The following is a 25,167-nucleotide window of genomic DNA, read 5'->3' on the forward strand; positions in this document are numbered from 1 at the left end:
TCCGGAGACGCATGGAAAAAATTCCACTCGAAACGGGAAGTGGCAATGGCGCAGCTGCCGGAACTGGTGCGCCCGACATGTTGCGCCCGTACGCCCTGGGCCCGCGTACGCGTGCCTGCCTGGAGCGCATTTCCCATGAGCGCAAGTGGCATGACGGCGATGTGCTGCTGCACGCCGGGGATGTACCGCGCTGGGTCATCGGCCTGCAGGAAGGCAGGCTGCGCGTCTCGCGCGTTCGGCCTAACGGCGTCGAGGATTTACGCAAGGGGGCGCGGCCGGGCGGTACCCTTGGTTTGGTGTCCGTAGTGGCGCAGCGGCCTTTCCCCTTCTCCGTCACGGCTACCGGGCCTTGCACGACGCGGCTTTACGATGCTCAGCAGCTCCTGGCGCTTATGCACTCCGACGGTGAAGTGGCGCTGGACCTGGCGCGCATCTTGGCGCTGCGCGCCGCCGAGCTGGAAGAGGCAACGATGGATGATCGCGACGAGAGCCTGCTTGAGCGCGTGCAGGCCGCGCTGCTGCGCCTGCACGCGCTAGGCGCTGGGCGCCCGGTCTTGGGCGGCTTTGCGCTGCGCGTTTCACAATACGACCTGGCGTGCATGGTGGGCAGTTCCCGCCAGTACGTGAACCTGCAGCTGCGGCATTTGCAGGAGCTCGGCATGGTCCGCCTGGGCTATCGCAGCATCGTGCTGCTGCAACCACCCGTGGATAACCCGCAATCAACCCAGGGATTTCCCCTTAAATAGTCAAGATCTCGACTTTCGAGGTGCTGCGCACCTGCTGCAATCTCGCTGGAATCAGAACCAAGAATTCCAGCGAGGCCACACCCCCATGAGCACCCAAGAGGACATCCTTCCGCCGGCGGACCGAAACCTCGGCGGCGGCCCATTCGCCCGGTGGCCGCTCGGCTTGGGCTTTGAACGCTCAAAGCCTTGCATGGATCGCTACCGAGGTAAGTTCGACCAGGGTTGGGACGTGGTGCGAGAGCAAACCCTCGCGCGCCAAACCACACTGGGCATCGTCCCTCAGGAATCGAAGCTGCCAGCGCGCAACCCAGGCATCAAGGCTTGGGCCGAGTTGAGCTTGGCCCTACGACGTAGCCTTCACATTCACCGGCTTGCTGCACGACATCGTGGCGGACGTGCAGCCGGGGCCCCCTATCAACTGATCTGGAGGAACGGAAGATGACAGCAACGGAAATTTCCTTGGCGGTAGTGACCGGCGGAGCCGGCGGGATCGGCAACGCGGTGGCGCGACGCTTGCTCGAAGGTGGTAGCAGCGTGGTGATAATCGATTCGAATCAGGCCGCACTGGACAAGGCGCTCGCCGCGTTCTCCGCTTTCGAGGATCGCGTTCACGCCCGCTGCGTCGATGTGCGCGACCCGACCGCAGTGCAGCAGTGCGCCGATGACGTTGAGGCCAGCATTGGTCCTGTCGACGCCCTGGCCACCTGCGCCGGCGTGACGCGCTCCGGCCCCGCCGAAGCCATGAGCTTCGCCAACTGGAAGCTGGTGCTCGATGTCAACCTGGACGGCACCTTCCTGTGCTGCCAGGCCTTCGGCAAGGGCATGCTGGCTCGCGGCCGCGGGGCCATTGTGACGATCAGCTCCACCGCGGGGCTGGGGGGTGCATCGGGCCGCGCCAACTACAGCGCATCCAAGCATGCGGTGATCGGCCTGACCAAGACGCTGGGCATTGAATGGGGCCGCCGGGGCGTGCGGGTCAACGTCGTCGCGCCAGGCCCGGTCAACACCGAAATGCTGGACCGTGTGCCCGAGCGCGTGCGCTTCGGGACCTACGTCGCACGCACGCCACTGGCGCGCCTGGCAGGCCCCGAGGAAATCGCAGAGACAGTGCGCTACCTGCTGTCACCTGCCGCGTCCTACGTGAATGCCGCGGTTATACCGGTGGACGGCGGATACAGCAGCGGCTTCGCCACCTCGCAGAGCGGGGCCGACTTCGGCGTTTGAACCTACGCGCTTGCCGCAGCGGCCTGAGCCGCTGCGGCCGCCACCATGATCTCGTCTGCGTAGCGCCCTTGCCGCAGCAGCGCCGCCATGGTCTTCATCGGTGCATCGATGTGCGTGAAGAAGGCCTTGTAGCCGGCGCACAGGTAGTTCAGCCCGGGCTCGCCATTCGGCGCTTCGATGAACCGGTTGCGCGGGCATTCGCCGTAGCAGGCGAAAAGCACCGGGCAGTCCTTGCAGTACTGCGGCAGCGTGTCGGACTTGGCGTTGCCGAAGCGCCGCTGCCTTTCCGAGCCCACCAGCGTCTGCAGCGATGTCTCCTTGAGGTTGCCCAGCTTGTGCTCGGGTTCGACGAAATGGTCGCAGGAATAGACGTCGCCGTTGTGTTCCAGCGCCAGCGATGCGCCGCAGGTCGGTGAGACCACGCAGCTGTTGTGCTGGCCCAGCCAGCTGCCAAGTGCCACATCGAAAGTGTTGACGAAGACGCGGCTGACGTCGCGCTTCACCCATTCTTCAAAGATCGCGATCAGGAAGGCGCCGAACTTGTCGGAAGGCACGGAGCGCGCACTGGCCACCGAGCCCTGCTGACGGTACAGCGGCCGGTCCTTGCCCTTCAGCCCGCCCCAGCCCTGGTTGGCGAACCGGATGGTCTGCATGGTGCCGCGTTCCACGATAGGGATCAGCTGGATGTACTGGGCCTGCAGCTCGTCGCGAAAGAAGCGATACACCTCCAGCGGATGGTCGGCGTTGCCCGCATGCACGGTGCAGAGCACGTTCACCTCCACGTCGTGGCGGCGCAGGCAGTTCCAGCCGCGCAGCACCTGCTCGAAACTGCCCTGTCTCTTGCGGTCGACACGGTACAAGTCGTGCAAGGCCTGCGGACCGTCGAAGCTCACCCCGACCAGGAAATTGTTCTCGCGAAAAAACGCGGCCCACTCGTCGTCGACCAGCGTTGCGTTGGTCTGCATCGTGTGCTGCAGCTTCTGGTGCGGCTTGCGGTATTGCTCGGCCAGCGCCACCGCGCGGCGGTAAAAGTCCAGGCCGCGCAGCATGGGTTCCCCACCCTGCCACGAAACCTCAACCTGCGGGCCGGGCGACGAATCCATCAGCTGGCGCAGATAACTCTCCAGCGTGGCGTCATCCATGAGAAAACTGTCCTTCGGGTACAGGTTCTCCTTCGACAGGAAAAAGCAGTAGGTGCAGCCCAGGTTGCACGCCGCGCCCGCTGGCTTGGCCAGCACGTGGAACTCTCGCAAAGGTGGGGCCATGGGCTTGTCCGCAGCGGGTTTACTGCAGCGCGTTCTCGACCCGCGCAAGATCGGCCGGCTCGGCCTTCTTGCCGTCGCCCGAGTCGATGCGAACCCAGTGCACGACACCCGAGAAATGGTTGTCCAGCATCGCGTATTCGTCAGTCACCGGCGTGCCCGGATCCGAGCCTACCGTCAATTCCTCGCCGGCTGGGGTCATGTACCCGATCGAGCGGGTCAGGGTTCCCTTGGCCACCAAGTCACCGCCCACATGCAGTTGCACGTCGGCTTCGCCGCCCAGGGCCGGCCCGCGGAAGGTGAACTGCATCGCTACCTCGTGCCGCCCGGCCGGCAGACGCTCCTCGGCGCGGACATAGTAGCGTTCGTGCCTGCCCAGCGCGTGGCAGTAGTTCAGGATGCCGTCCACACAATACAGGGTCCAGCCGGAGAACAGACCGCCGTGCGAGCAGATCACCCCGTCGGCGCCCTCGCCAACTTCGATGGAGGCCGTGATGGTATGCGAGTGGTTGAACAGCGGCGGCAGTGCGTCCTGGGGCATGCGGCTTGCATTGCTCTTGAGCAAGACGCTGCCGGCCGCGTTCTTGGCCTCGCGCGCCCGGCGGCGTTGGCCGAGCGAGCGGCCGTCAAGCGGCAGCACCTTGTGCTTCTCGGCCTCGGTCAGGAACAGCTGCTTCAGCTCCTCGAGCTTCTCCGGAAAGCGCGCCGAGAGGTCATGGGCTTCGCTGAAATCGTTGCGGGTGTCGTACAGCTCCCACACGTCGTCTTCCCAAGCCTGCTCGCTGGCTTGCAGGAAGTTCCAGGGCGTGGACTTATGCACCGCACAGGCGACCCAACCCTCGTGGTAGATCGCGCGGTTGCCGCCGATCTCGAAGTACTGCGTCCCGTGGGTGCTGGGCGCTTCTGCCTGATCGAAGGAGTAGCCCATGTCGACTCCGTGCATGGCATCTTGCGGGATGCCGTCGATGTGCGCAGGTGCCTCGACGCCGGCCGCGGCCAGAATGGTGGGCGCGAGGTCGATCAGGTGGTGCCACTGGCTACGGATCTGGCCCGCCTTCTCGGCGATTCGGTCCGGCCAGTGGACGACCATGCCGTTGCGCGTCGCGCCGTAGTGCGAGGCAACCTGCTTGACCCACTGCAGTGGCGTGTCCATGGCCACGGCCCAGCCGCGCGCGAAGTGCGGGCAGCTCTCGACACTGCCCGCGAGGTCCAGGTCGGACAGGACCATCTCCACCGTTTCCGATGCGCCGTTGAGAGCACTGTAGTAGCCGCCGACCGTGCCGATGCGGCCGCCTTCGGCCGAGGCACCGTTGTCGCCCAGCACATACACGATGATGGTGTTGTCCAGCATGTCGGAGGCGGCAAGGTAGTCCACCAGCCGGCCTACCTGTGCGTCGGTGTGCTCGGCGAAGCCGGCATACACTTCCATCAGGGCGGCGGCCACTTTCTTCTCGTCGGCCGACAGGTCTTCCCATGCTTCCACGGTCTTGGGCCAGGGGCCCATGTCGGTGTCGGGCGGGACGATGCCCATTTCCTTCTGGCGCGCCAGCGTGCGGTCGCGCTGCACGTGCCAGCCTTCGTCGAAGCGGCCGCGGTACTTCTGGATCCACTCCTTCGGCACGTGGAAGGGCGCATGCGTGGCGCCGAACGGCAGGTAGCACAGGAAGGGGCGCCCGGGCGTGATCGCGCGCACGTTGTCGATCCAGTCCATCGCCTGGTCGACCAGGTCCTCAGAGAGGTGGTAGCCGGGCTGGCCCGCACGCGGCGGCTCGATCGGGGTGGTGCCATCGTACAGCGTGGGCACGTAGTGGTTCATCGAGCCATTGAGAAAACCGTAGAACTTCTCGAAGCCCAGCAGCTGTGTCGGCCAGCGATCGAACGGTCCGACCGGTGTGGTCTCGCGCCGCGGCTGTTCGTGCATCTTGCCGAAGGCGCCGGTAGCGTAGCCGTTCTCGCGCAGGATGCGGGCGAGCGTGCCGGCGCTCTTGGGAATGCGTCCGTGGTAGCCCGGTGCGTCGGAGCTGCCGGACATGACCTGCCCCACGCCGACCGAGTGGTGGTTGCGGCCGGTCAGCAGCGCCGCTCGGCTGGGCGAGCAGATGCCGGTAGTATGGAACTGGTTGTAGCGCAGCCCGCCGCGCGCCAGCCGTTCCGCCGTGGGCATCTCGCAGGGCCCACCGAAGGCGGAGCTCGCCCCGAAGCCCATGTCGTCGATCAGCACGACCACCACGTTCGGCGCCTGGCCGAACTGTTTTTGTGCAGGCGCTGCCTGATTTCCGTTCATGTCACTCATTGCTTCTCCTGGTCCTGTTTCATTCGCAGATCGGCGTCGCCCTATTCGGGGCGGATGTTTCGTTCCCTGAACAGCTTCGCCCACCGGGCCTGTTCATCCTTGAGCATTTCTTCGAAGCCGGCGACCGACATGCTGGTCGGCACGACGCCGATGCCCTTGAGGCGCTCGAGCACCTTGGGCGAGCGCAAGGCGGCGTTGATGTCGGCGTTCCAGCGCGCGACGATGGGTGCCGGCGTACCGGCCCGGGCCACGATCGCGTACCAGGGAAAGGCGACGGTTTCGGCGGGCGAGCCCGCTTCGACGATGCTGGGAACGTCCGGCAACAGTGCGACGCGCACCGGCGCGCCGACGGCGAGTGCCGTGACCTTTCCCGACTTGACGACGGGGGCCGCGACTGCGGCCGGCATCAACGCGAAATGCAACTGCCCGTTGATCAGGCTCGGGATCATCTCGGGCGAGCCCTTGTACGGCACGGTCTGCATCTTGACACCCGTCGTGTGCATGAAGGTTTCCGTGCCCAGGTGCACCGAACCGCCCCGCGATCCGGTGCCCGCGTTCAGCTGCCCGGGCCGCGCGCGGGCATATTCAATGAATTCCTTGAGTGTCTTTACCGGCAAGGTCGGTGAAACGACGATTACGTTGGGCCCCCCGCCGATGACAGCCACTGGCGTGAAATCGGACAACGCGAAGCCAGGGTTGGTACGCAGCATCGGCGTGGTGACGAGGTATTGCGCGGTGCCCAGCAGCGTATAGCCATCGGCACTTGCGCGCTTGGCCACCTGCGTGCCCAGCAAGCCCTCGGCGCCAGGCTTGTTATCGACGAGGATTGGCTGCGGCATCCTGGTCCCGACTTCTTCGAGCACCGCGCGCGTGGCCACATCGACCACACCACCCGCCACAAAGGGCATGACTACGGTGACGGAGCGCGAAGGATACGCCTGCGCGCTAGCGGCAGGCGCCAGCGCGGCGAATGCCAGTCCCACGAGCCAGCTGCACTTCCAGTTCATTGACACTCTCCGGTTGAACAGACGGATTGAATCAACGAAGCAGGTTTCAAATGGTCAGGGGTCTGACAAAGCTAGGGGAACTACCAAGACTACGCGGCCTGAAGTTCACCCGCCTTCAGCGCCGCCGTTACCGCATTCGGCCAGCCGGCATAGAAGGCCATGTGGGTGATCATCTCGATCAGTTCTTCTTTGGTCACGCCATTCATCAAGGCGCGCGGGAAGTGCGACGCCATCTGGTCGGTCATGCCCAGTGCGACCAGGGCAGTGCAGGTGATGAGGCTCCGGTCGCGCTTGGACAACTGCGGCCGCTCCCACATATAGCCGAACAGCACATCGTCTGTCAGCTGCATCAGCTTGGGAGCAGTTTCACGCAATTGCTGGCGTGCTGGCGAGTAGATTCGCTGCCCGGCGCCGACGACGCTTTGCGAAGTCGTGGATGGGAGAGTCGAGGTGGATTTGGTCATTCGGAATTATGCGATCCAGGGTATCGCTGGAAAAGCAATACAGCTGACAGTCAAGCACCAAGCTCTCAAGCAGCGGATCGCATCATGTGTCGCATCGATGCCGGCGTGTTCATAACGTCCGGCGCATCGCGCCAGGGACAGCATGTGCGCACGAAGCCCTTGTATGCATCGATGATGCCGGTGTAGTGGTTCTCGCCGCAGCCGATGTCCGTGCTTAGGCGCAAACCTTGCAGCGGCTCGTCTCGCACCCGATCGATGAAGCGGAGCGACTCGATGCCCAACCTCCGGAAGAGTTCACACGGTCCGACGATCTCCGGCCCGTTGAGGTACATGTACAGGTGCATGCGCGACCGGTCGACCTTCTGTGCGAGGAGGTCTTCGTAGCGTGCGTAGATGCGGCTGTCGGGCACCAGCAGTCCCGGGCTGCAGGCCGCGATCCTGGTGAAGATGGTGCGCTCCTCGGTGAAAGCATAGAGCGAGAAAAGGCCGCCGTTGGACGATCCGAAAAGGCCCACGTCCGTCCGGTCCACGCGATACCTTTTGCAGATCTCCGGATGCAGTTCTTCCTGCATGAAGCGCAAGAACTTGTCGGCGCTGGCACGTTCGAAATGGTGGAAGAAGTCGTCGCTGTCCTGCTGTGTCATCAGGCCTGCGTCGACACGTGTCTGGATGAATTCACGGAACTCGGGCGCAAGCGGTTCGCCGGGCGGCACGAAGTCTCGGTTGCGCGTCATGAGCAGCTTGTCCGCTTCTTCGCCGATGTAGCCCACGCTGACGTGGATGTATGGGCGCACCGGGCGCTCGAAGTCGCCCATAAGATAGGCGGCCTGCATCTCGGTGATGCGCCCGACGTAGGTGCCGTCGGTCGCGTAGAGCACGGGAAAGTCGGCATCCGAGAGCGCGTACCGCGGGGGGGGAGACACCCACACGCCCAGGCGGCTCCGGACGAACTGCGAGTCGATCTCGAAGTATTGGCTCTTCTGCACCATGGAGGTGTTGACGGCGGTGAGCGACATGGAGGGTCTCGGTGCGAGGTTGGATGGAATGGTTCGCGCCGGCATATGCCGCGCGCCTGCAGTGGACTCAGGGAATGGCGACGAACTTGCCGTCCTTGACACTGGTGATCACGACGCCGTACAAGCCGTTGCGGTCCTTGTGGTTCCAGAGGCCGTTGCCCACGACCACCGGCACGTCGCGCAGCTTGTCGATGGCGTCGCGCACCCCGTCGCGGGTCGGGTTGGGGCCGGCGTTGCGGATGGCCTCGGCCGCCACCAGGCCCGCGGAGTAGCCCACCGCCGCGAAGAAGTCCGGCTCGGTCTTGTACCTGGCGCGGTAGGCCTGCTCGAAGGCCCGGTTCAGCGGCCTGTCGACCCCGGCCAGAAACTGTCCCGGGAAGGTCGTCCCTTCGACAGCCTTGCCGCCGATCGCGGTGAGGCGCGGCGACGCCAGTCCCTGTTCGCCATAGAACTTGACCTTCTCCGGCAGTCCGGCCTGCTTGAGCTGGATCATGATGTTCGCGGCCTGCTCCACCAGCGTGATGAAATAGATGCCATCGATGTCCATCGCGCTCAGCTTCGTCACCAGAGGGAGGAAGTTGGAGTCGCGTGCCAGCACTGCCTCTTCGGCCACGACGGGTGCGCCGGCCGCCTTCATGGCATCCGCGAAGATGTTTTTGCCCTCGACGAATCCGTCGTTGGAGCGGTCGAAGACGATCGCGACCTTGCGGGCCTTCACCTTGTCGACGATGTGTCTCACGAGCGGCGGCACCGTCTCGGACGGGCTCATCTGAATGCGAAACACATAGGGACCGGCCTGCGTGATCGCGTTCGAGGTCGCGAAGCTGAGCATGGGCGTCCTGGCCTGATTGAAGACCGGGCCGATGGCCATCGCATCCGGGCTCACGGTCGGGCCGATCGAGAGCACGACCTGATGCCGCTTGATGGCCTGTTCGGCCAGACTGATCGCCTGCGCCTTGTCGGTGCCGTTGTCGCCCTCGATCAGCCGGATCCTGGCGGCGCCGAACGCGCCCTTTTGGTTGGCCTCGTCGACCGCCAGGCGGATGCCGTTGTTCTCCGCGACACCGGCGAAGGCCGCGGGGCCGGTGATGGCGGCAATCGACATCACGGGGATCTCCTGCGCGAGCGCCGACAGCGGCAAGGCAGCTGCGGCGACGACGCAGGCAAGGACGGACTGGCGGCCGAAACGCACGATGGACTTCACTCTTGTCTCCTTCGATTGAAAACTGGGCTTCAGTGCCCGCGGCCGTGGTCCGCACGCGGGATATGGCTCATCAGCGTCTGCGTGACGCCGCCATCGACGGCCAGGTCCTGTCCGTTCACGTAGGCGGACTTGGGGCTGGCGAGGTAGAGGACGGCATGCGCGATGTCTTCGGGTACGCCGAGCCGTTGGACCGGAATGAGCGAGCGGCGCTTCTCCACCAGCTCGGGGTCACTGTACGACGCCTCGGTCATCGGGGTGCGTATCAACCCCGGACTGACGGTGTTGCTGCGCACGCCGTCGGGGCCCCACTCGATTGCGATCTGCCGCGACAGCATCGAGATCGCGGCCTTGGCGGGTGCATAGGCGCCGCCCCGGACCTGCGGGTTCCTGGCGGTGATGGATGCGACGTGGATCATCACCCCGCGCCGGCGCGCGAGCATGCCCCGGCCAAACAGCTGGGCGCACCGGAAGTAGCCGGTCAGGTTGACTTCCAGCTGGCTGCGCCAATCCTCAATGGAGATCGTGGCCAGATTGCCCGGCCGGATGATTCCCGCGTTGTTCACCAGCACGCCGGCCGTGCCGAACTTGCCCTCCACTGCGTCGACGGCGCGCTGCACCGTATCGGCATCGGTCACATCGCAACCAAGTGCGAGCGTGCGTACGCCGGCCGGATCGAGTTGCTGTGCGAGTTCGGTCACGCCGCCTGCATTGCTGTCGAGAAGTGCGACTCGCGCACCGGCCTGCAGCAGTTCGCGCACGACGCTCGCGCCGATGCCGCCCGAAGCGCCGGTGACGACGCAGACTTCGTCGTCGAGTTCGAGCCATTGGTGTGTGGGATTGGGGGTGGTCATGGTCATGTGGTGGTCGAGATGGTGTTCAGGCTGGCATCGCCCCGGCCTTACCGAAGTAGTGTTCGGCGATCGCGGCGTCCTGGGCGAGTTCGTTGGCCGGACCCTCCCGCACGAGCGTTCCGTGGTCGACGACGGCGGCCCGATGGGCGCTGCGCAAGGCGAGGCGCGCGTTCTGTTCGACCAGCAGCATGGTCATGCCCTCTTCATTGAGACGGCGAAGGGCACGGAACACGTCGGCCACCACTACCGGTGCGAGGCCGAGGCTCGGTTCGTCCAGCAGCAGCACCCTGGGCTGCCCCATCAGCGCGCGGCCGATCGCGAGCATCTGCTGCTGCCCGCCCGACAACGTACCCGAGGCCTGGTGCCGCCGTTCGGCCAGGATGGGAAACAGATCGAACACGCGCTCCAGGTCGGCGGCCCCGCGCGCGCGCGCGCCGAGTGCCTCGCGTCCGAGTTCGAGGTTCTCGAGCACGGACAGCGGCGCGATCACGCGCCGGCCCTCGGGCACCTGGATGATGCCCATGCGGGAACGACGGTGCGCCGCATGGGCCTGGACCTCGCGCCCTTCGAACAAGACCCGGCCCTTCGACGGCACCACGCCGCTGATGGCATTCACAAGGCTGGACTTGCCGGCGCCGTTGCTGCCGACGAGCGCGAAGATCTCTCCGGAGCGCAGCGCGAGCGATGCGCCGCGCACAGCCGCGATGCCCGCGTAGTGCACCTCCAACTGCGAAACTTCCAGCGCGACGGTCATTGTTCGGCTCCCAGGTAGGCGGCGACCACGTCGGGGTCCTGCAGAACCGTCTCGGGCGTTCCCTGCGCGATCATCCGGCCGGCCGCCAGCACATACAGGTACGAGCAAGTGGCGGACACGAAACGCATGTTGTGCTCGATCAGGAGCACGGCGACGCCGGTGTCGGCGACCTCCCGGAAGATGCGCCCCAGGCTCTCGGCCTCGGTGTCGTTCATTCCGGCCACGGGCTCGTCCAGCAGAAGCACGCGAGGCTGCATGGCCAGGGCGCGCATCATCTCGATGCGGCGTTGGTGGCCATACGACAAGGTGGTGCCGCGGTGCTGCGCGAGGTGCGTCATCTCGAACCGATCGAGGAGAGCCATGGCCGCTTCCCTGTCGCGTGCCTCCTGCGCGCGGGCGCCGGGCAATGCGAGCGCTTCGGCCCAGAAGCCGACCCGGCGCCGGCACTGGAAGCCGAGCAGCACGTTGTTGAGCACCGTGCCGTTGGGGATGAGCCGGATGTTCTGAAAGGTGCGCGCGAGCCCGGCGCGGGCGAGATCGGGCGCCTCGACGAGGGAGACGTCCCTGCCGTCGAGCCTGACGCTGCCCGAGGACAGATGGAAGAGCCCCATGACCAGGTTGACCAGCGTGGTCTTGCCGGCGCCGTTGGTGCCAATGAGACCGGTGATGCGGCCTGCCGGGACGTCGAGGCTCACGTCGTCGACCGCGGGTACGCCGCCGAAATGGCGCGACACGTTCGCGAGCTGAAGCACGTTCTGCACGGGTGCGTTCATCGGAGAACCCCCGAGGTGGCGGCGGATGCGGCGCCATCCGGCCGCGCTGACGCATGGCGCTTGACGCGGCGGTCGTGAGCCAGTGCAAAGAGCGTGTCGGCAATGCCGTTCGGCAGATAGACGATCACGACCACGAGCAGCACCCCCTGCACCACGTTGCGGTACTCGGCAAAGAAGCGAAAGATCTCCGGCAGGCTGGTGAGCACGGCAGCGCCCGCCAGCGCACCCCACACCGAGGTACGCCCGCCCAGCACGGCCATCGTCAGGATGTTGACCGTCATGTGGAAGCCGAACTCCTCGGGGGAGATCGAATAGGAGTTGCAGGCGTAGAGCCCCCCGGCCAAGCCTGCCAGGATGCCCGAAGTGATCATGGCGACGCGCTGGTGGTGGGCGACACGGATGCCGAGCGAGACGGCCACGGTCTCGTCCTCGCGGATGACGTCCATGGCGCGGCCCAGGGCGAAGCGCCCCATGCGGTGCAACAGCCAGACGCACAGCACCACGGTCGCCAGCAGCCAGGGCGTGGTCGCGACCTTGGGGATGCCGCTGATGCCGAGCGCTCCGCGCGTCACGTCGTCCCAGTTGAGATTGATGGTGACGACGATCTGCACCAGCGCCAGCGTGGCGACGGCCTGGAACACACCGCGCAGGCGCGACAGCGGGAACGCCATCAAGGCGCTGGTCAAGGTTGCGAGCAACACCCCGCAGCCGATCGCGACGGGAGCGGGCCAACCAAAGCGCGTGCTGAGAATCGCCGTGGCGTAGGCGCCGATGGCGGCGAATGCGGCGGAGCCGAGCGAGAACGTTCCAGCCCGCAGCACGACGTATTGGCTGAGCGCGAGCAGGGCATAGACCAAGACGTGGTCCGCGAGCGCCCGGTAGGACGACAGGAAGTCCGTCATTGCCGCTGTACCCGCATGACGGTGCTGGCCTTGCCCAGCAGCCCGGTCGGGCGGACCAGGATGATGGCGAACAGCACGGCGAAGGTGATCGCCTCGGCCGCCGCCGAGGAGATATAGGCGTACGACAGCGACTGGACGATGCCCATCACCAACCCGCCGAGCAGCGCGCCGGGAATGCTGCCCAGCCCGCCGAGGATGATGGCCACGAAGGCCTGCATGAGGAAGGGTTCGCCCATCATGTAGTGCACCGAGTTGAAGGCCAGCCCGATCAGCACGCCTGCGATGCCGGCCAGTGCGCCCGAGACGAAGAACACCTGCATGTCGACCAGGCCCGCATCGATACCGAGCAGGCGCGAAGCCCGTTCGGAGAAGGCGACCGCGCGGATGCGGCGGCCGAAGCCGGTGCGGTAGAGCATGTAGACCAGCGCCAGCACCGTGCCCACTGCGATCGCGATCACGATCAGTTGCAGCAGCTGGATCCGCAGTCCGAAAGCCTGCAGGATGACGGTGGGAAAGGTGTCGAAGGGAAAGCGCATGACCTGCGTGCCGGAGACCTTCTGCGCGAGCGTGAGCAGCACCAGGTTGGCGCCGATCGACGACGCGATGGTCGAGAAGTCGGGAGCGTTGCGGCGGCGCAGCGGGCGGAACGCAAGGAGGTCCAGCAGCACCGAGATGACGCCGCCCACCGCCATGCCGATCAGCAGGGCGACGGGGAAGGACACCGAGAGCACGGTGACGGCATACAGCCCGGCGAAGGCGCCCCACATGAAGACCGAACCGTACGCCATGTTCAGCACGTGGTTGACGCCGAACAACAAGGTGAAGCCGAGTGCGAAGAGCCCGTAGACGCTCCCCATCACCAGGCCGTTCAGCAGTTGCTGGATGAGCAGCATTCAGAGCCTTTCGCGCATGATCAGATTGGCGAATCCGTCCACGCTCATGACCTCGGCGGAGGTCATGGCCATGGCCGCCAGCACGGTGTCGATGGCGTCGCCGGTACCCGGCGCCGTCCCGGTGCGCGGGTCATGGACGAAGAGCGTCCGGTAGTCGCGGGCCAGTGCGTCGTGCACCGAGGGCAGCAGCGCACGCGAGGCCGGACTTCCGGTGAAGACGACGGTCTCGATCCTCATGCTGCGCAGCACGGTGTCGAGGTCGGTTCCGAAGAACGCGCTTTCGCGGCGCTTGCAGATCAGCGGCTCGTGCGGCAGCGGATGCAAGGCATCGCAGATCCGTGCGCCGGACGTGCCTTCCACGGGCGCGGGGCGCTCGCGGCCTGCGGATCGATGGTCCGCGCGACGGCCCCGGTCGCTGCCGTCACCGCGGTGGGCATGGGCGATGAAGACGACGCGAACGTCGGTGGCGCGCGCCAGTTCGAGCATCCGGCGGGTCGGCACGATCGCTTCGTGCGCCAGCGGATCGAACAGCGGTGCGCCGATGTCGACCCGGTCTTTCTGCATGTCGACCACCAGCATGGCGGTGGTCGCACTGGCGAGGGGCGGTCCTGAGAGGGCGAGGGAACGATCGATCATTTTTCTGCGAGCGACAACAGCCGGGAGCGTACCGGCCGGCCCCTTGCAGGATCAATTGATCATTGAGAAGGTGGACTTCTCCATCCGTGAAGTGATGGCCTTGGGGGCGGCCATCGCCTCAAGGCCGCTGCGCAGGTGCGCGATGAAGGCCTCCACAGGCGGCTTGAGCGGCCGCCCTCGCGCCGTTGCGATGCACATGTCGCATTGGGCCCAGGCCTCGTCGACCGGAACGGCGGTGACCGATTCGATGTCCGGCGGCAAGGTGCACATCGGCATGATCGCCACGCCCAATCCGGCGCGAACGAAGCTGTAGGCCACCTCGACGGACTGCGCGGCAAACTTGACCTTGATCTCGCGGCCGATGCCCTGCGCGATCTTGTGCAGCGCGGGCATCAGCGGCGCAGGTGGCGCGAAGCCGATGAACTCGTCATCGAGCAGTTCGTGGAAGCGCAGGCTCGTGCGTCCCTCCAATGCGTGTCCCTCCGGCAGCACGGCGACCAGTTGGTCGCGGCGGAAGCAGGCGAGATCAGCGCCGGTCGTGTCCAGCCCTGGCAACTGGATGATGACGGCGACGTCGATCGCGCCCTGGGCGAGCGATTGCAGCACCACGGGCGTGCCCGGTTCTTCGCGCAGGCGTACCGAAACGCCGGGGTGCGAGCGGCCGAATGATGCGATCTCCTGCGCGAGGTTGGCGCGAATGACCCAGCGCAACGATCCCACGATCACGATGCCGCGATCGCCATTGGCGAAGCGGGACATGTCGGCCTGTGCGGCTTCGAGCGTGGCGAAGACGGTCCGCGCATGGGCGGCGAGCACCTCGCCCGCCGCACTGGCCTTCACGCCCTTCGCGGTGCGCACCAGCAACTGCACGCCGGCCAGGTTCTCGAGTTCCTGGATGCGCTTGGTGGCCGCAGAGGCGACCAGATGTTCGCGGCTCGCGGCCAGCCCGATCTGCCCGTCTTCGATGGCGGACAGGAAGATGCGGAGGCTGAGAAGGTCGGCCTGCCGGACCCAGTCGGTGCGAGCGCTCATGAAAGGCGTGGGGTGGGCAGCAGGGCTGCCGTTCAATGTCTCGCGGGGAGCCTGTCCCTCGTGTGTGCAGCCGTGGGTGTGGCTCCACCTTGTTGTGCGCAGCGCATTTTAGTGAGGGCGGCCGGGGCGCTCGGCCATCGGCACCCGGCCGGTGCGGAAGCCGTTGGCGGGGTGTGCCGCGTCTTCGTAGCCGAAGGAGCCGCACACCACGCGGCGGTTGGGCCCGCGCCTGCGCCCCATCCGGGCGGTCGTCACGGCTCTTCCCCGAAAATCTCGCGCGCCTTCATCGCGGCCGAGACGGCGTTGGGCCAGCCCGCGTAGAAGGCCATGTGGGTGATCATCTCCACCAGTTCCTCCTTGGTGACGCCGTTGCCGAGGGCACGCGGAAAGTGCGTGCTCATCTGCTCCGTCTTGCCCAGGGCGACCAGCGCGGTGCAGGTGATCAGGCTGCGGTCGCGCTTGGACAGCTCGGGCCGCTCCCACACGTCGCCGAACAGGACCTTGTCGCCCAGGTCGACCAGCTTGGGTGCGATCTCGGCCAGCAGCTTGCGGGCGGCGTCGGATCTGGCTGTGCTCATGGTGTGCTCCTTATGTGACGGTTGGATCGGCGGGCTGCCTCAGGCCGCGAAGAAGCGCGCAGCGGGCTTGGGCGGCAACTCGATGCCGGTGGCCTGAGCCCGCTCCAGCACGCTCCAGAAATACCGGTAGGTCGCGCGGTCGTGCAGCTCGCCCTTGTACTGGATCGGACCCCACTGGGCGTCCTGGGCGGCGCACAGGATCTCGCCGGCATCCTGCACCTCGTCGAACGACGGCTTCATCGCATCGACGATGGGCCGGATCTGCGCCGGGTGGATGCTCCACATGCGAAGGAAGCCGAACTGCGTGCGCGCACGGAACGCGTCGGCGTGCACCACCTGGTCGTCCTTGAGATTGAGGCAGACGTTATGAGCCGGCACCACGCCGTGGCTGAGTGCCGCGGCCACCATCTGCGACTTCGCGCGCACGAGCAGCGCATGATCGAACTGCGCCGGGCTGCGCATCGCGGCCGCCGGGATGGCGCCGTGGTGGCCGCTCACGAAATCCATCTGGCCGAAGTCCAGTACCTCCACGTGCGGCAGGGCGGCCAGCCGGAACGCAGCTTCCAGCGCACCGTGGGTCTCGATCAGCACGTGGATCGGAATGGCACGGTCGCTGCCGGCCGCCCTGGCGGTGCGCTGCACATGGGCGATCACCTCCTCGACCTGTGAGGTGCTGGTCGACTTCGGGATGGTCACATAGGCCAGGCGGGCCGCGGCCTGGCCCACCACCACGTCCACATCCTGCTTCCAGCTCGGATGCGTGGGGTCGTGAATGCGCACGCCGGCCTTGTTGAAGGCATTGCGTTCGGAGTTGATCAGGCGCGCGACGAGTTCGGCATGCGGGCGTTCGTTGCCGGCGGCCGCGCCGTCCTCGCAGTCGCAGGTGATGTCGAAGATGGCCCCGAGTTCCTTCTGCAGGTCCATCGCCTTCAGGATGAGCTTCTCGCTGCCCGCGAAATGCTCGCAGGCAGAGAGGACGGGAAAGGGCTTATCGCCCTTGAAGAGGGCCTCGGCCGGATGAGTGGCTTGTGTCATGGCGATAAGGTGGTCTTGGGTTTTCTGGGAATCGCGACGGTGTAGTCGAGGTCGAGCACCACGCCGGGCGCGTCATCCTTGCCGGCACCCTCGCGCGGGAAGACGATCTGCTGCGCGCCGTCGAGGCCGGTGGCCGCGACGGTGCGCAACCGCAGGGCCGCGACGTCCGCGTGGGGAAGGTCTATGCGCTCGACGACCGTGGTCGCGCAGCAGACGGTGTCACCCGCGTGCGTCGGCGCCACGTGGCTGCCGCCATTGAGCGCGAGGAGGCCCAGCACGTTCTCCAGGCCATCGTAGGCGAGCGCGCGCGCCACCGAGATCACGTGGCCGCCGTAGACGAGCCGCCTGCCGGTCGGGGTGGCCGCCATCATGCGGGCATCGAAGTGCACCTTGGCGGTGTTCTGGTACAGGCGCGTGGCGCTGCTGTGGTCGCTGTCGTTGATCGTCATGGCGCTGGGATGGTCGATGCGCTCGCCGGCCTCGTAGTCTTCCCAGAAATCGCTCACACCGGTCATGGCGGCGATCTTCCGCACGCCCGGCCCGTAGCCTGGAACGGCCAGCGCATCCGCGCCGACCGCCGCAGGCAGCGAGGGCACCTCGGCCGCCGGGGCCGGCGCCTTCGGGTCGCGCTTGCGCACCATCACCCAGCGCACCCAGGTGAGGACGGGCTGGTCGTGCTGGTTCAGCGCAGTGGAACGCGTGTAGACCACGCCGCTCTTGCCGTTCGAGTTTTCCCTGAGGCCGATGATCTCGCTCTCGACCCGCAAGGTGTCGCCGACGTGCACCGGCGTGAGGAAGCGGCCGTCGGCATAGCCCAGGTTCGCGACCGCGTTGAGCGAAATGTCGGGCACGGTCTTGCCGAACGCCAGGTTGAAGACCAGGAAGCCGTCCAGGGGCTGCCGTTCCAGGCCGGCCTGCTCGCTCGCGGTCCGTGCGCTGCCCAGCAGGTCGCGCGACCCGGTCAGGGCGATGTAGAGGCTCCGGTCGCCGTCGGTCAGCGTGCGCGGCGTGGGATGCGCGATGAGCATCCCGATGCGGAAGTCCTCGAAGAAATTGCCGGTCCGGCTCTTGCCAGCCATCACTTCTGTCCTCCCGCGCGAACCTGACCGGCGGCCCTGGCGAACAACTCCTCGCGGCTGCGGTAGCTGGGATCGTTGCTGTCGCGGCTGCCATACGTGCTCGCCGAAGCCGTCGACCGCTCGCCACCGAGCGCGACGGAGGTATAGCTCGTCTCCGTGATCACGATCCGGCGTGCCACCCGCCACTCGCCGTCGCGGCGTTCGAACTGGTCGGCATAGCGACCCCAGGCCTCCCGGCACATGCGATCGCCGGCCTGCAAGCCGACGCGTTCCACGTCGGTGGGTGGACGCAGCCGCCGGCTTGCGAAGTAGGTCTCGACGAAGGCATGGTCGGGGCCGGCGAACTCGATCAGGCAGTTGCCGAGGAAGTGCATCGAGTTGTCCACGCCCGCGAAGCGCTTGTCCAGCCAGTCGATGAAGCCGTCGACGCCGCCGCGGTATTCACCGTGCTGGTCGTTCGCGTCGGGGTGGTAGGTGGAGCGGACCAGTGCCCAGTCGCCCCGGTCGACGCCGCGCGCGTAGCGGCACAGGCAGTCCTGGATGGCGGCGCGATCGGCCAGTCGGAAGGATGTCTCGTTGGTCATGGCTGTCCTCTTCGGGTCTGGAAATGGGGTATGGCTCACGCGCCGGTCGGCTCCGAAGGCCCGCTGCCGGAGATGAAGCGCTGCACGCCCGCCACCATGGCGGGCGACTCGTGTCGGTAGCGGAACTGCATCCAGCGCTCCATCTGCAGCCCTTCCTTCAACGGCAGCTCCAGCGCACGGCGAGCCACGGATTTCATCGAGGCCAGGGCGTGCGCGTCGGCTTGCGCGATCTCCTGCGCCAGTGCCAACGTCGCCTGCTCCAGCTCGCTTCCCGGCACGGCCATCGACGCAAGACCGATGCGCTCGGCCTCCCGCCCGCTCATGCGGCGGCCGGTGACGAGGTAGAACATCGCGCGCGCCATGCCGATCCTGCGCGGCAGCCGCTGCGAGCTGCCGCCGCTGGGCAGCAGGTTCTTGCGCATGTGCTCGTCGCCGATCTGGGCATCCTCGTCGGCAACGACGATGTCGCATGCGAGCGCCAGCTCAAGCCCGCCCGCGACCGCGTAGCCGTTGATGCTGGCGATGACAATCTGGCGGGCGGATTCGAGCGCTTCGAAGGCCGCGGCCATGCGATCCTGGTTTCGCAGGTGGGCTGCCGGATCGGCAAGCGCGCCGCTCGATGCGAGCCACTTGAGATCGCTGCCTGAACAGAAGGCCCGCCCCGCCCCGCGGATGACGATCACGCGGATGTCGCGCCCGGGCTCGGAGCACTCGCGCACGGCGGCGTGCAACGCTTCCAGCGTGGGACCGTCCAGGGCATTCAGGCGTTCCTCGCGGTTCAGCGTCAGGATCCGCACGTGAGCATGGGTGTCATCGACGATCAGGGATGGGATCATGCAAGCTCTATGGATGTTTCGTTGGGCATTATGCATGATGCATAGTTCAATGCCCACTCTGGAGGCTCCAATACCGGGCGCGCCGGATCGCTCGCCCGGATGCTCTTGTTGCGCTCAGATAATGCATGATGCATAATTTGGCGCAACCAGCCGCGCGTCGCGGCTGCTCTTTTGCGGACTGAGCAGCTATGAAGATACTTGTCCCCGTCAAGCGGGTCGTCGATTACAACGTCAAGGTGCGCGTCAAGTCCGACGGCACCGGAGTCGATATCGCCAACGTCAAGATGAGCATGAACCCCTTCGACGAGATTGCCGTCGAAGAAGCGGTTCGTTTGAAGGAAAAGGGCGTCGCCGCCGAGATCATCGCGGTCTCCTGCGGCGATGCCAAATGCCAGGAAACCCTGCGCACCGCCATGGCCATCGGGGCCGACCGCGGCATCCTGGTCGAGACCACCGAAGAGCTCCAGCCGCTGGCCGTCGCCAAGCTGCTCAAGGCGCTGGTCGACAAGGAACAGCCGCAGCTCGTCATCCTGGGCAAGCAGGCCATCGACGACGACGCCAACCAGACCGGCCAGATGCTCGCCGCGCTGGCGGACCTGCCCCAGGCCACCTTCGCTTCCAAGGTCGAGGTCGCCGGCGACAAGGCCACCGTCACCCGCGAGGTCGACGGCGGCCTGGAGACCATCAGCCTGAGCCTGCCCGCGGTCATCACCACCGACCTGCGCCTGAACGAGCCACGCTACGTCACCTTGCCCAACATCATGAAGGCCAAGAAGAAGCAGCTCGATACCGTCAAGCCCGAGGACCTCGGCGTGGACGTCAAGCCGCGCCTGAAGACCCTGAAGGTCAGCGAGCCCCCGAAGCGCGGCGCCGGCATCAAGGTGCCCGACGTCGCCACCCTGGTGGACAAGCTCAAGAACGAAGCCAAGGTGATCTGAGGAGGAAACAGAACATGACCGTACTCGTCATCGCAGAACACGACCACGCCACCGTCAAGCCGGCGACCCTGAACACCGTGACCGCGGGCATTGCCTGCCAGAGCGGCGATGTGCATGTGCTGGTGGCCGGTGCCAACGCCGCTGAAGCGGCCGCCGCTGCCGCGAAGATTGCCGGTGTGGCCAAGGTGATCGCTGCCGACAGCCCGAGTCTGGCGGAGAACCTGGCCGAGAACGTGGCGGCGCAAGTTCTGGCCATCGCCCAGAACTACAGCCACATCCTGTTCCCGGCCACGGCCAACGGCAAGAACGTGGCCCCGCGCGTGGCGGCCAAGCTGGACGTGGCGCAGATCAGCGACATCACCAAAGTCGACAGCGCCGACACCTTCGAGCGCCCGATCTACGCGGGCAACGCCATCGCCACCGTGCAGAGCAGCGACCCGATCAAGGTGATCACCGTGCGCACCACCGGCTTCGATGCAGCGGCAGCCACCGGCGGCAGTGCAGCCGTCGAGAACGCCGAGGGCGTGGCCGACAGCGGCAAATCGAGCTTCGTCGGACGGGAAGTGACCAAGAGCGAACGCCCCGAACTGACGGCGGCCAAGATCATCGTCTCAGGCGGCCGCGCCTTGGGCAGCGCGGAGAAGTTCCAGGAGGTGATGGCGCCGCTGGCGGACAAGCTCAACGCGGGCCTCGGCGCCAGCCGCGCCGCAGTGGACGCGGGCTACGCACCCAACGACTGGCAAGTGGGCCAGACCGGCAAGATCGTGGCGCCGCAGCTCTACATCGCCGCCGGCATCTCGGGCGCGATCCAGCATCTGGCGGGCATGAAGGACTCGAAGGTGATCGTGGCGATCAACAAGGACCCGGAAGCACCGATCTTCTCAGTGGCCGACTACGGCCTGGAGGCGGACCTGTTCACGGCCGTGCCGGAGCTCGCCAAGGCGCTCGGCTAACCCAGGTCGCCGGGGGCACATTGAAGGGATACGAAGCGAAGCATAGAACTCGCCCACCCCGACCGTCTTTACATCGACGGTCGTTGGGTGCAGCCCACCGCCTCGGGCCACTTCGATGTGCTCGACTGCAGCACGGAGGCGGTGGCCGCACACGTAGCCCGTGCCGGCCCCGAAGACGCGGAACGCACCGTCGCGGCAGCGCGCAGGGCCTTCGACCTGGGGCCCTGGCCACGCATGGAGCCGCAGGAGCGTGCGGTCTTCCTCGAGAAGTCGCCAAGCGCTTCGAGGAACAAAATGACGCGTACGCACGCATCTGGTCGATCGAATCGGGCATCGTCTACAAGGTGGCACGTCCTCGGCTCGGCCAGTTCCTGCGCGCGGCGTTCCGGCCGTACGCCGCCATGGCGCACACCTTCCAATTCGTGGAGCCCCGTACCGCGGCGACGGGGCACCGTGCGTTGTGCGCGCATGAACCGGTCGGCGTGGTGTTGGCCATCATTCCATGGAACGGACCCGCGGCCTGATGGCCTACAAGATCGCACCGGCACTGCTGGCCGGTTGCACGGTGATCATCAAGTCGTCGCCCGAAGCGCCCCGCTCCGCCTACCTGTTCGCGCAGATGTGCGAAGAGATCGGCCTGCCGCCCGGCGTGGTCAACGTCATCACCGCCGACCGCGAGCCTCAATGCCGCCGTCTTCACGAACGACCCCCAGCGCGCAACCCAGGTTGCACGGCGACTGCGTGCCGGCTCCGTCGGACACAACGCGTCCCGCACCGATTTCTCGATCGGCTTCGGCGGCTTCAAGCAGTCGGGGCTCGGCCGCGAAGGCGGCGTGGAAGGTCTGATGGCATTTCTCGAATCCAAGACGATCGTCCTGGATCAAACGGCGGTCGCATGATCTGTTGGGTAGCTTGCCATAATCATGCATAATACATTCTTGCGCGATCGAACATGACCGGCCGCGCCAAACGACCTTGAATTGGAGAGCCCCATGGCTTTAGAACAATCCCAACTCGACATGATCCGGGACTCGATCCGGAAGATTTCCGAGGAGTTCGACCTCAGCTACTGGCGCCAGAAGGGCGCCGACAAGGAGTACCCCTGGGACTTCCAGGATGCGCTGGCCAAGGGCGGCTGGCTGGGCATCCTGATGCCCGAGGAATACGGCGGCATGGGTCTCGGCCTCACCGAGGTCGGCGTGGTGCTCGACGAACTCGGCCAGCGCTGCGGCTTCAATGCCAACTCGGTCTTCCAGTACTACGTCTTTCCCCCGGGACCGGTCATCCACCACGGCTCCGAAGCGATGAAGAAGGAATTCCTGCCCAAGCTGGCCAGCGGCGAGGAAATGATGTGCTTCGGCGTGAGCGAGCCCGACAACGGGGTCGACACCTCGCGCCTCAAGACCTTCGCGAAGAAGGACGGCAAGCGGTACCTGGTCAACGGCCGCAAGGTGTGGATCTCGAACGCGAAGAATGCGGACCGCATCCTGCTGCTGACGCGCACCAGCCCGCGCGACCCGAAAAGGCCGTTCGACGGCATGACGCTCTTCCTGACCCAGCTCAAGGGCAAGAAGGGTGTCGAGATCAATCGCATCGACAAGATCATGCGCAATGCCGTCGACAGTAACGAAATGGTGTTCGAGGACTTCGAGGTGTTCGAGTACGAGATCGTCGGCGAGGAAGGCAAGGGCTTCCGCTGCCTGATCGACGGCCTCAACCCCGAGCGGATCGCGGTCGCCTACACCGCCATCGGCCTGGGCCGCGGGGCGCTGAACCTGGCCGTGCAATACGCCAAGGACCGCATCGTCTTCGACCGCCCGATCGGCAAGAACCAAGCCGTCGCCCACCCGCTCGCCGACAGCTGGATCCGCCTGGAGGCGGCCGACCTGATGACCCAGAAGGCCGCCAGGCTGTTCGACGAAGGCAAGCCATGCGGGCCGGAGGCGAACGCGGCAAAGTTCCTCGGTTCCGAAGCCGGCTTCGAGGCGGCGGACCGGGCGATGCAGTTCCACGGCGGCTTCAGCATGTCGACCGAGTACCACGTCTCGCGCTTCTGGATGGAAGCGCGGCATCTGAAGATCGCACCGATCAGCCAGCAGATGGTGCTCAACTTCATCTCGGACAAAGTTCTGGGCTTGCCCAAGTCCTACTGAGGTCGCGTCGATCGGAAGTGCAGCGCCGCTGCTGCACTTCCCTTCCGCTTGAGTCGGGCGCGAAGAAGGCCCCCGCCTTGAACACCGTCGGCTTGGCATGCGCCCCACCCTACGCCGGTCACCCTGCGTGCCGTCGGTGCGCTCCCTGAAGGCCAGCAGCTCGCGCGGCATGCCGTAGGTCGGTTCGATGTCCTTCGAATTCTGGATCCTGGCGCTGCCGACCCTGAAGATCATCAGGTTGCCGCCCGGATTGGCGGCCGGTTTCCAGCAGCGGCAATCCCACATGCTGAACTTCACTTCTTCGGCGGTCGTCGCTGCCGCCGTCGTTTCGTCTGTCACGTTCGTCAATTGTCTTCCTTGTATGGAGCTTTCGCCCCGCCATCGCGGCTCGTCACCCTACGCCGGGCAGCGCCGGCCTGGTGTCGTCTTTCACGAACATGCGCTTTGCCTGCGCCAAAGGCTTCCGCGATCCCGGAGAGAACAAGGCGGGTTGACACCGTCAAGTTGCTATGCATGATGCATAATGTATTATCGTCAACGTACCGAGATCCCACTTCGCAAGGTCAGCTCGTCGAAATGCTTCTCGAAGAGTTCGGCGAAGCGCAGGATGAGCTGCTGGCGCTGCGCGGGCGCGAAGCGGCTCCACGGCCCTTGGAGTGCGGACCGGGCCCAGGCCACGGCCGCATCGACGTCGGCCTGCCCCCTCGCGCCAGGGTCACCAGGACCTCCCCGGTGGACGGGTTGTGCGTCTCGATGGTCCTTCCGTCGAGGCAACCCACCGGCCATGGATGAAGTGCTTCTTGGCCGGGTATTCGAGGAACCTGGGACGGGCGGTCTGCAGGGTGTCCATGCGCTGCCTTATTTCTCGCTGGATGGTTTCATCGGGTGCGAGTCAAAACTCGAACACCGCCTTGCCGGCCGTCTGCTTGTCGAACTCGCGATAGGCTTCGTCCGCGTCCTCCAGCTTCCAGCGATGGCTGAACTGCCGGTCGACGTCGACACCATGGTCGGCAATGAAGCGCACGCACCGCGTCAATCCGACATCCGAGAAGGTCAGGTGGCCGACGATGGATCGCTGCTTGAGGATGAGGTCGGGCGTCACGTCCAGGGACACGCCGCCGCCGACGCCGACGAAGCCGATCCTTCCCCAGGTCGCCGACGAGCGGACCGCCGCCTGCCGGGCGCTGGCCACGCCCGCGGTGTCGAGCGCCACGGTCACGCCTCTTCCGCCGGTCCACTGCAGGATGGCTTCCACCGCGTCCGCCTTCGACGAATCGATCGCATGCGTCGCCCCGAACTCGAGCGCCTGGGCGACCCGCTGCGGGGAAATGTCGACCGCCACGGTACGAACCCCCATGGCTTTCGCCAACTGGACCGCCGACTGCCCCACAGGACCCATGCCGAACACCGCGAGCGTGTCCCTGCCGCTCAGTTCGAGCCTCTCGAGCGCGGCGAAGGCCGTGCCCATTCCGCAGGAGATCGCGGCGCCGGCAGAAAAACTGATCTCGTCCGGCAGGTGGATGGCAGCCTTGGCCGGGACCTTGATGAAGTGCGCGTGGCCGCCATGCGCGTTCTGGCCGTAGATCGTCGATCCACCGTCGCAGATCACGACCCAGCCCGAGCGGCACTGGTCGCAGTAGCCACACCCGTCATAGTGATAGATCAGCACGCGATCGCCGACCTTCATCCTCATCGGGTCGACGTTCTTGCCCAGCTCGACCACCACGCCGCACGGCTCGTGCCCGGCAATGATGGGATCGGTGCGCTTCAGGCCGCGCTCGGCCAGGAATGCATCGCTCCTCGACTGCAGCGACGCGCCGCGCGGGCCGCGGTAATGGTGCAGGTCGCTGCCGCAGAAGCCGGACGCCTTCATCTGCACGATGATCTCGTCCGGACCCGGCTTCGGGTCGTCGAAGCTCATCAGCTCCAGTTTCCGATCGCCGGCGAAGACAAC

28 protein-coding genes and 2 pseudogenes are annotated in these 25,167 nt (G+C 66.1%); 9 read left to right on the plus strand and 21 right to left on the minus strand.

All coding sequences use genetic code 11. The features are described from left to right. The first annotated feature begins 11 nt into the window (after positions 1-11). On the plus strand, positions 12-746 hold the full coding sequence (locus tag ABEA07_RS22540; protein WP_345540677.1) for a Crp/Fnr family transcriptional regulator: 735 nt from the start codon (positions 12-14) through the stop codon (positions 744-746). Positions 747-1,184: 438 nt separating this feature from the next. Then, on the plus strand, positions 1,185-1,970 hold the full coding sequence (locus tag ABEA07_RS22545) for an SDR family NAD(P)-dependent oxidoreductase (protein ID WP_345540679.1): 786 nt from the start codon (positions 1,185-1,187) through the stop codon (positions 1,968-1,970). 2 nt (positions 1,971-1,972) lie between these two features. Here the strand turns inward: ABEA07_RS22545 and ABEA07_RS22550 are convergent, their stop codons facing one another. The 19 genes from ABEA07_RS22550 to ABEA07_RS22640 form a co-directional block, all read right to left on the minus strand. After that, positions 1,973-3,235, minus strand: a complete 1,263-nt coding sequence (locus ABEA07_RS22550; RefSeq protein WP_345540680.1) for an anaerobic sulfatase maturase — start codon at positions 3,233-3,235, stop codon at positions 1,973-1,975. Positions 3,236-3,254: 19 nt separating this feature from the next. After that, the gene (locus tag ABEA07_RS22555; protein ID WP_345540681.1) at positions 3,255-5,525 is read right to left on the minus strand and encodes an arylsulfatase; all 2,271 of its coding nucleotides are present in this window, start codon (positions 5,523-5,525) and stop codon (positions 3,255-3,257) included. 41 nt (positions 5,526-5,566) lie between these two features. After that, positions 5,567-6,532, minus strand: a complete 966-nt coding sequence (locus ABEA07_RS22560) for a tripartite tricarboxylate transporter substrate binding protein (protein ID WP_345540682.1) — start codon at positions 6,530-6,532, stop codon at positions 5,567-5,569. An 89-nt stretch (positions 6,533-6,621) separates the two neighbouring features. After that, a complete protein-coding gene (locus ABEA07_RS22565) occupies positions 6,622-6,882 on the minus strand; it encodes a carboxymuconolactone decarboxylase family protein (protein ID WP_425584163.1) in 261 nt (86 codons plus the stop codon). A 179-nt stretch (positions 6,883-7,061) separates the two neighbouring features. Then, positions 7,062-8,012 (minus strand): alpha/beta hydrolase, encoded by a 951-nt coding sequence (locus tag ABEA07_RS22570; RefSeq protein ID WP_345540684.1) that lies wholly within the window; start codon positions 8,010-8,012, stop codon positions 7,062-7,064. A gap of 67 nt (positions 8,013-8,079) precedes the next feature. Continuing rightward, complete coding sequence (locus ABEA07_RS22575) at positions 8,080-9,216, minus strand: ABC transporter substrate-binding protein (RefSeq protein WP_345540685.1); 1,137 nt, start codon at positions 9,214-9,216, stop codon at positions 8,080-8,082. Between the two features lie 29 nt (positions 9,217-9,245). Beyond that, positions 9,246-10,073: an SDR family NAD(P)-dependent oxidoreductase gene (locus tag ABEA07_RS22580; RefSeq protein WP_345540686.1), complete on the minus strand. Its 828-nt coding sequence runs from the start codon at positions 10,071-10,073 to the stop codon at positions 9,246-9,248. A 19-nt stretch (positions 10,074-10,092) separates the two neighbouring features. Next, positions 10,093-10,821 carry an ABC transporter ATP-binding protein gene (locus tag ABEA07_RS22585; protein WP_345540687.1) on the minus strand — a complete coding sequence of 243 codons (729 nt, stop codon included), beginning with the start codon at positions 10,819-10,821 and terminating at the stop codon, positions 10,093-10,095. Continuing rightward, positions 10,818-11,594, minus strand: coding sequence for an ABC transporter ATP-binding protein (locus tag ABEA07_RS22590; RefSeq protein ID WP_345540689.1), 777 nt, complete (start codon positions 11,592-11,594; stop codon positions 10,818-10,820). Before ABEA07_RS22590 ends, ABEA07_RS22585 begins: the two co-directional genes overlap by 4 nt. Beyond that, positions 11,591-12,496: a branched-chain amino acid ABC transporter permease gene (locus ABEA07_RS22595; protein ID WP_345540690.1), complete on the minus strand. Its 906-nt coding sequence runs from the start codon at positions 12,494-12,496 to the stop codon at positions 11,591-11,593. Before ABEA07_RS22595 ends, ABEA07_RS22590 begins: the two co-directional genes overlap by 4 nt. Beyond that, positions 12,493-13,389 carry a branched-chain amino acid ABC transporter permease gene (locus ABEA07_RS22600; protein ID WP_345540692.1) on the minus strand — a complete coding sequence of 299 codons (897 nt, stop codon included), beginning with the start codon at positions 13,387-13,389 and terminating at the stop codon, positions 12,493-12,495. Before ABEA07_RS22600 ends, ABEA07_RS22595 begins: the two co-directional genes overlap by 4 nt. Further along, positions 13,390-14,025, minus strand: coding sequence for a cysteine hydrolase family protein (locus ABEA07_RS22605; protein WP_345540693.1), 636 nt, complete (start codon positions 14,023-14,025; stop codon positions 13,390-13,392). A gap of 51 nt (positions 14,026-14,076) precedes the next feature. Beyond that, positions 14,077-15,057 carry a LysR family transcriptional regulator gene (locus tag ABEA07_RS22610; RefSeq protein ID WP_345540694.1) on the minus strand — a complete coding sequence of 327 codons (981 nt, stop codon included), beginning with the start codon at positions 15,055-15,057 and terminating at the stop codon, positions 14,077-14,079. Between the two features lie 108 nt (positions 15,058-15,165). Next, positions 15,166-15,312: a nitroreductase family protein gene (locus ABEA07_RS22615; protein WP_345540695.1), complete on the minus strand. Its 147-nt coding sequence runs from the start codon at positions 15,310-15,312 to the stop codon at positions 15,166-15,168. Beyond that, positions 15,309-15,635: a carboxymuconolactone decarboxylase family protein gene (locus tag ABEA07_RS22620; RefSeq protein ID WP_345540697.1), complete on the minus strand. Its 327-nt coding sequence runs from the start codon at positions 15,633-15,635 to the stop codon at positions 15,309-15,311. Before ABEA07_RS22620 ends, ABEA07_RS22615 begins: the two co-directional genes overlap by 4 nt. 39 nt (positions 15,636-15,674) lie before the next feature. Continuing rightward, complete coding sequence (locus tag ABEA07_RS22625) at positions 15,675-16,670, minus strand: HpcH/HpaI aldolase/citrate lyase family protein (RefSeq protein WP_345540698.1); 996 nt, start codon at positions 16,668-16,670, stop codon at positions 15,675-15,677. Next, positions 16,667-17,749, minus strand: a complete 1,083-nt coding sequence (locus tag ABEA07_RS22630; protein ID WP_345540700.1) for a MaoC family dehydratase — start codon at positions 17,747-17,749, stop codon at positions 16,667-16,669. Before ABEA07_RS22630 ends, ABEA07_RS22625 begins: the two co-directional genes overlap by 4 nt. Then, the gene (locus ABEA07_RS22635) at positions 17,749-18,333 is read right to left on the minus strand and encodes a nuclear transport factor 2 family protein (protein ID WP_345540701.1); all 585 of its coding nucleotides are present in this window, start codon (positions 18,331-18,333) and stop codon (positions 17,749-17,751) included. Before ABEA07_RS22635 ends, ABEA07_RS22630 begins: the two co-directional genes overlap by 1 nt. A gap of 35 nt (positions 18,334-18,368) precedes the next feature. Next, on the minus strand, positions 18,369-19,169 hold the full coding sequence (locus ABEA07_RS22640; protein WP_345540703.1) for an enoyl-CoA hydratase/isomerase family protein: 801 nt from the start codon (positions 19,167-19,169) through the stop codon (positions 18,369-18,371). Between the two features lie 188 nt (positions 19,170-19,357). Between ABEA07_RS22640 and ABEA07_RS22645 the strand changes: the two genes are divergently transcribed. The 7 genes and pseudogenes from ABEA07_RS22645 to ABEA07_RS22675 all read left to right on the plus strand — a co-directional run bounded on the left by ABEA07_RS22645 (position 19,358) and on the right by ABEA07_RS22675 (position 23,730). Next, positions 19,358-20,107 (plus strand): electron transfer flavoprotein subunit beta/FixA family protein, encoded by a 750-nt coding sequence (locus ABEA07_RS22645; protein WP_345540704.1) that lies wholly within the window; start codon positions 19,358-19,360, stop codon positions 20,105-20,107. Positions 20,108-20,121: 14 nt separating this feature from the next. Beyond that, entirely contained in the window at positions 20,122-21,060 is a 939-nt protein-coding gene (locus ABEA07_RS22650) for an electron transfer flavoprotein subunit alpha/FixB family protein (protein WP_345540706.1), read from the plus strand. Positions 21,061-21,201: 141 nt separating this feature from the next. Further along, positions 21,202-21,584: pseudogene (locus ABEA07_RS22655) on the plus strand (aldehyde dehydrogenase family protein). After that, a pseudogene (locus tag ABEA07_RS22660) lies at positions 21,584-21,677 on the plus strand (aldehyde dehydrogenase family protein); the annotation flags it as partial. The pseudogenes ABEA07_RS22655 and ABEA07_RS22660, both read left to right, overlap by 1 nt. Positions 21,678-21,797: 120 nt before the next feature. Then, positions 21,798-21,959, plus strand: a complete 162-nt coding sequence (locus ABEA07_RS22665) for an aldehyde dehydrogenase family protein (RefSeq protein WP_345540747.1) — start codon at positions 21,798-21,800, stop codon at positions 21,957-21,959. Positions 21,960-22,052: 93 nt separating this feature from the next. Next, entirely contained in the window at positions 22,053-23,213 is a 1,161-nt protein-coding gene (locus tag ABEA07_RS22670; RefSeq protein ID WP_345540708.1) for an acyl-CoA dehydrogenase family protein, read from the plus strand. A 187-nt stretch (positions 23,214-23,400) separates the two neighbouring features. Beyond that, positions 23,401-23,730 carry a hypothetical protein gene (locus tag ABEA07_RS22675; RefSeq protein WP_345540709.1) on the plus strand — a complete coding sequence of 110 codons (330 nt, stop codon included), beginning with the start codon at positions 23,401-23,403 and terminating at the stop codon, positions 23,728-23,730. 17 nt (positions 23,731-23,747) lie between these two features. Here ABEA07_RS22675 and ABEA07_RS22680 read toward each other — a convergent pair whose 3' ends face one another. Then, on the minus strand, positions 23,748-23,999 hold the full coding sequence (locus ABEA07_RS22680; protein WP_345540710.1) for an aldehyde dehydrogenase family protein: 252 nt from the start codon (positions 23,997-23,999) through the stop codon (positions 23,748-23,750). A gap of 106 nt (positions 24,000-24,105) precedes the next feature. After that, positions 24,106-25,134 carry a zinc-binding dehydrogenase gene (locus tag ABEA07_RS22685; protein ID WP_345540712.1) on the minus strand — a complete coding sequence of 343 codons (1,029 nt, stop codon included), beginning with the start codon at positions 25,132-25,134 and terminating at the stop codon, positions 24,106-24,108. Positions 25,135-25,167: the final 33 nt, after the last annotated feature.

This window comes from Variovorax defluvii (assembly GCF_039541515.1).
Lineage (GTDB): Bacteria > Pseudomonadota > Gammaproteobacteria > Burkholderiales > Burkholderiaceae_C > Variovorax > Variovorax defluvii.

Bases quoted from the DNA above. Each gene is read 5' to 3' on its own strand.
- ABEA07_RS22540 (WP_345540677.1), top strand. From the start codon at position 12: ATGGAAAAAATTCCACTCGAAACGGGAAGTGGCAATGGCGCAGCTGCC.
- ABEA07_RS22545 (WP_345540679.1), top strand. From the start codon at position 1,185: ATGACAGCAACGGAAATTTCCTTGGCGGTAGTGACCGGCGGAGCCGGC.
- ABEA07_RS22550 (WP_345540680.1), bottom strand. From the start codon at position 3,235: ATGGCCCCACCTTTGCGAGAGTTCCACGTGCTGGCCAAGCCAGCGGGC.
- ABEA07_RS22555 (WP_345540681.1), bottom strand. From the start codon at position 5,525: ATGAGTGACATGAACGGAAATCAGGCAGCGCCTGCACAAAAACAGTTC.
- ABEA07_RS22560 (WP_345540682.1), bottom strand. From the start codon at position 6,532: ATGAACTGGAAGTGCAGCTGGCTCGTGGGACTGGCATTCGCCGCGCTG.
- ABEA07_RS22565 (WP_425584163.1), bottom strand. From the start codon at position 6,882: ATGCAGCTGACAGACGATGTGCTGTTCGGCTATATGTGGGAGCGGCCG.
- ABEA07_RS22570 (WP_345540684.1), bottom strand. From the start codon at position 8,012: ATGTCGCTCACCGCCGTCAACACCTCCATGGTGCAGAAGAGCCAATAC.
- ABEA07_RS22580 (WP_345540686.1), bottom strand. From the start codon at position 10,073: ATGACCATGACCACCCCCAATCCCACACACCAATGGCTCGAACTCGAC.
- ABEA07_RS22585 (WP_345540687.1), bottom strand. From the start codon at position 10,821: ATGACCGTCGCGCTGGAAGTTTCGCAGTTGGAGGTGCACTACGCGGGC.
- ABEA07_RS22590 (WP_345540689.1), bottom strand. From the start codon at position 11,594: ATGAACGCACCCGTGCAGAACGTGCTTCAGCTCGCGAACGTGTCGCGC.
- ABEA07_RS22595 (WP_345540690.1), bottom strand. From the start codon at position 12,496: ATGACGGACTTCCTGTCGTCCTACCGGGCGCTCGCGGACCACGTCTTG.
- ABEA07_RS22600 (WP_345540692.1), bottom strand. From the start codon at position 13,389: ATGCTGCTCATCCAGCAACTGCTGAACGGCCTGGTGATGGGGAGCGTC.
- ABEA07_RS22605 (WP_345540693.1), bottom strand. From the start codon at position 14,025: ATGATCGATCGTTCCCTCGCCCTCTCAGGACCGCCCCTCGCCAGTGCG.
- ABEA07_RS22610 (WP_345540694.1), bottom strand. From the start codon at position 15,057: ATGAGCGCTCGCACCGACTGGGTCCGGCAGGCCGACCTTCTCAGCCTC.
- ABEA07_RS22620 (WP_345540697.1), bottom strand. From the start codon at position 15,635: ATGAGCACAGCCAGATCCGACGCCGCCCGCAAGCTGCTGGCCGAGATC.
- ABEA07_RS22625 (WP_345540698.1), bottom strand. From the start codon at position 16,670: ATGACACAAGCCACTCATCCGGCCGAGGCCCTCTTCAAGGGCGATAAG.
- ABEA07_RS22630 (WP_345540700.1), bottom strand. From the start codon at position 17,749: ATGGCTGGCAAGAGCCGGACCGGCAATTTCTTCGAGGACTTCCGCATC.
- ABEA07_RS22635 (WP_345540701.1), bottom strand. From the start codon at position 18,333: ATGACCAACGAGACATCCTTCCGACTGGCCGATCGCGCCGCCATCCAG.
- ABEA07_RS22640 (WP_345540703.1), bottom strand. From the start codon at position 19,169: ATGATCCCATCCCTGATCGTCGATGACACCCATGCTCACGTGCGGATC.
- ABEA07_RS22645 (WP_345540704.1), top strand. From the start codon at position 19,358: ATGAAGATACTTGTCCCCGTCAAGCGGGTCGTCGATTACAACGTCAAG.
- ABEA07_RS22650 (WP_345540706.1), top strand. From the start codon at position 20,122: ATGACCGTACTCGTCATCGCAGAACACGACCACGCCACCGTCAAGCCG.
- ABEA07_RS22670 (WP_345540708.1), top strand. From the start codon at position 22,053: ATGGCTTTAGAACAATCCCAACTCGACATGATCCGGGACTCGATCCGG.
- ABEA07_RS22675 (WP_345540709.1), top strand. From the start codon at position 23,401: ATGTCCTTCGAATTCTGGATCCTGGCGCTGCCGACCCTGAAGATCATC.
- ABEA07_RS22680 (WP_345540710.1), bottom strand. From the start codon at position 23,999: ATGGCCGGTGGGTTGCCTCGACGGAAGGACCATCGAGACGCACAACCC.
- ABEA07_RS22685 (WP_345540712.1), bottom strand. From the start codon at position 25,134: ATGAGCTTCGACGACCCGAAGCCGGGTCCGGACGAGATCATCGTGCAG.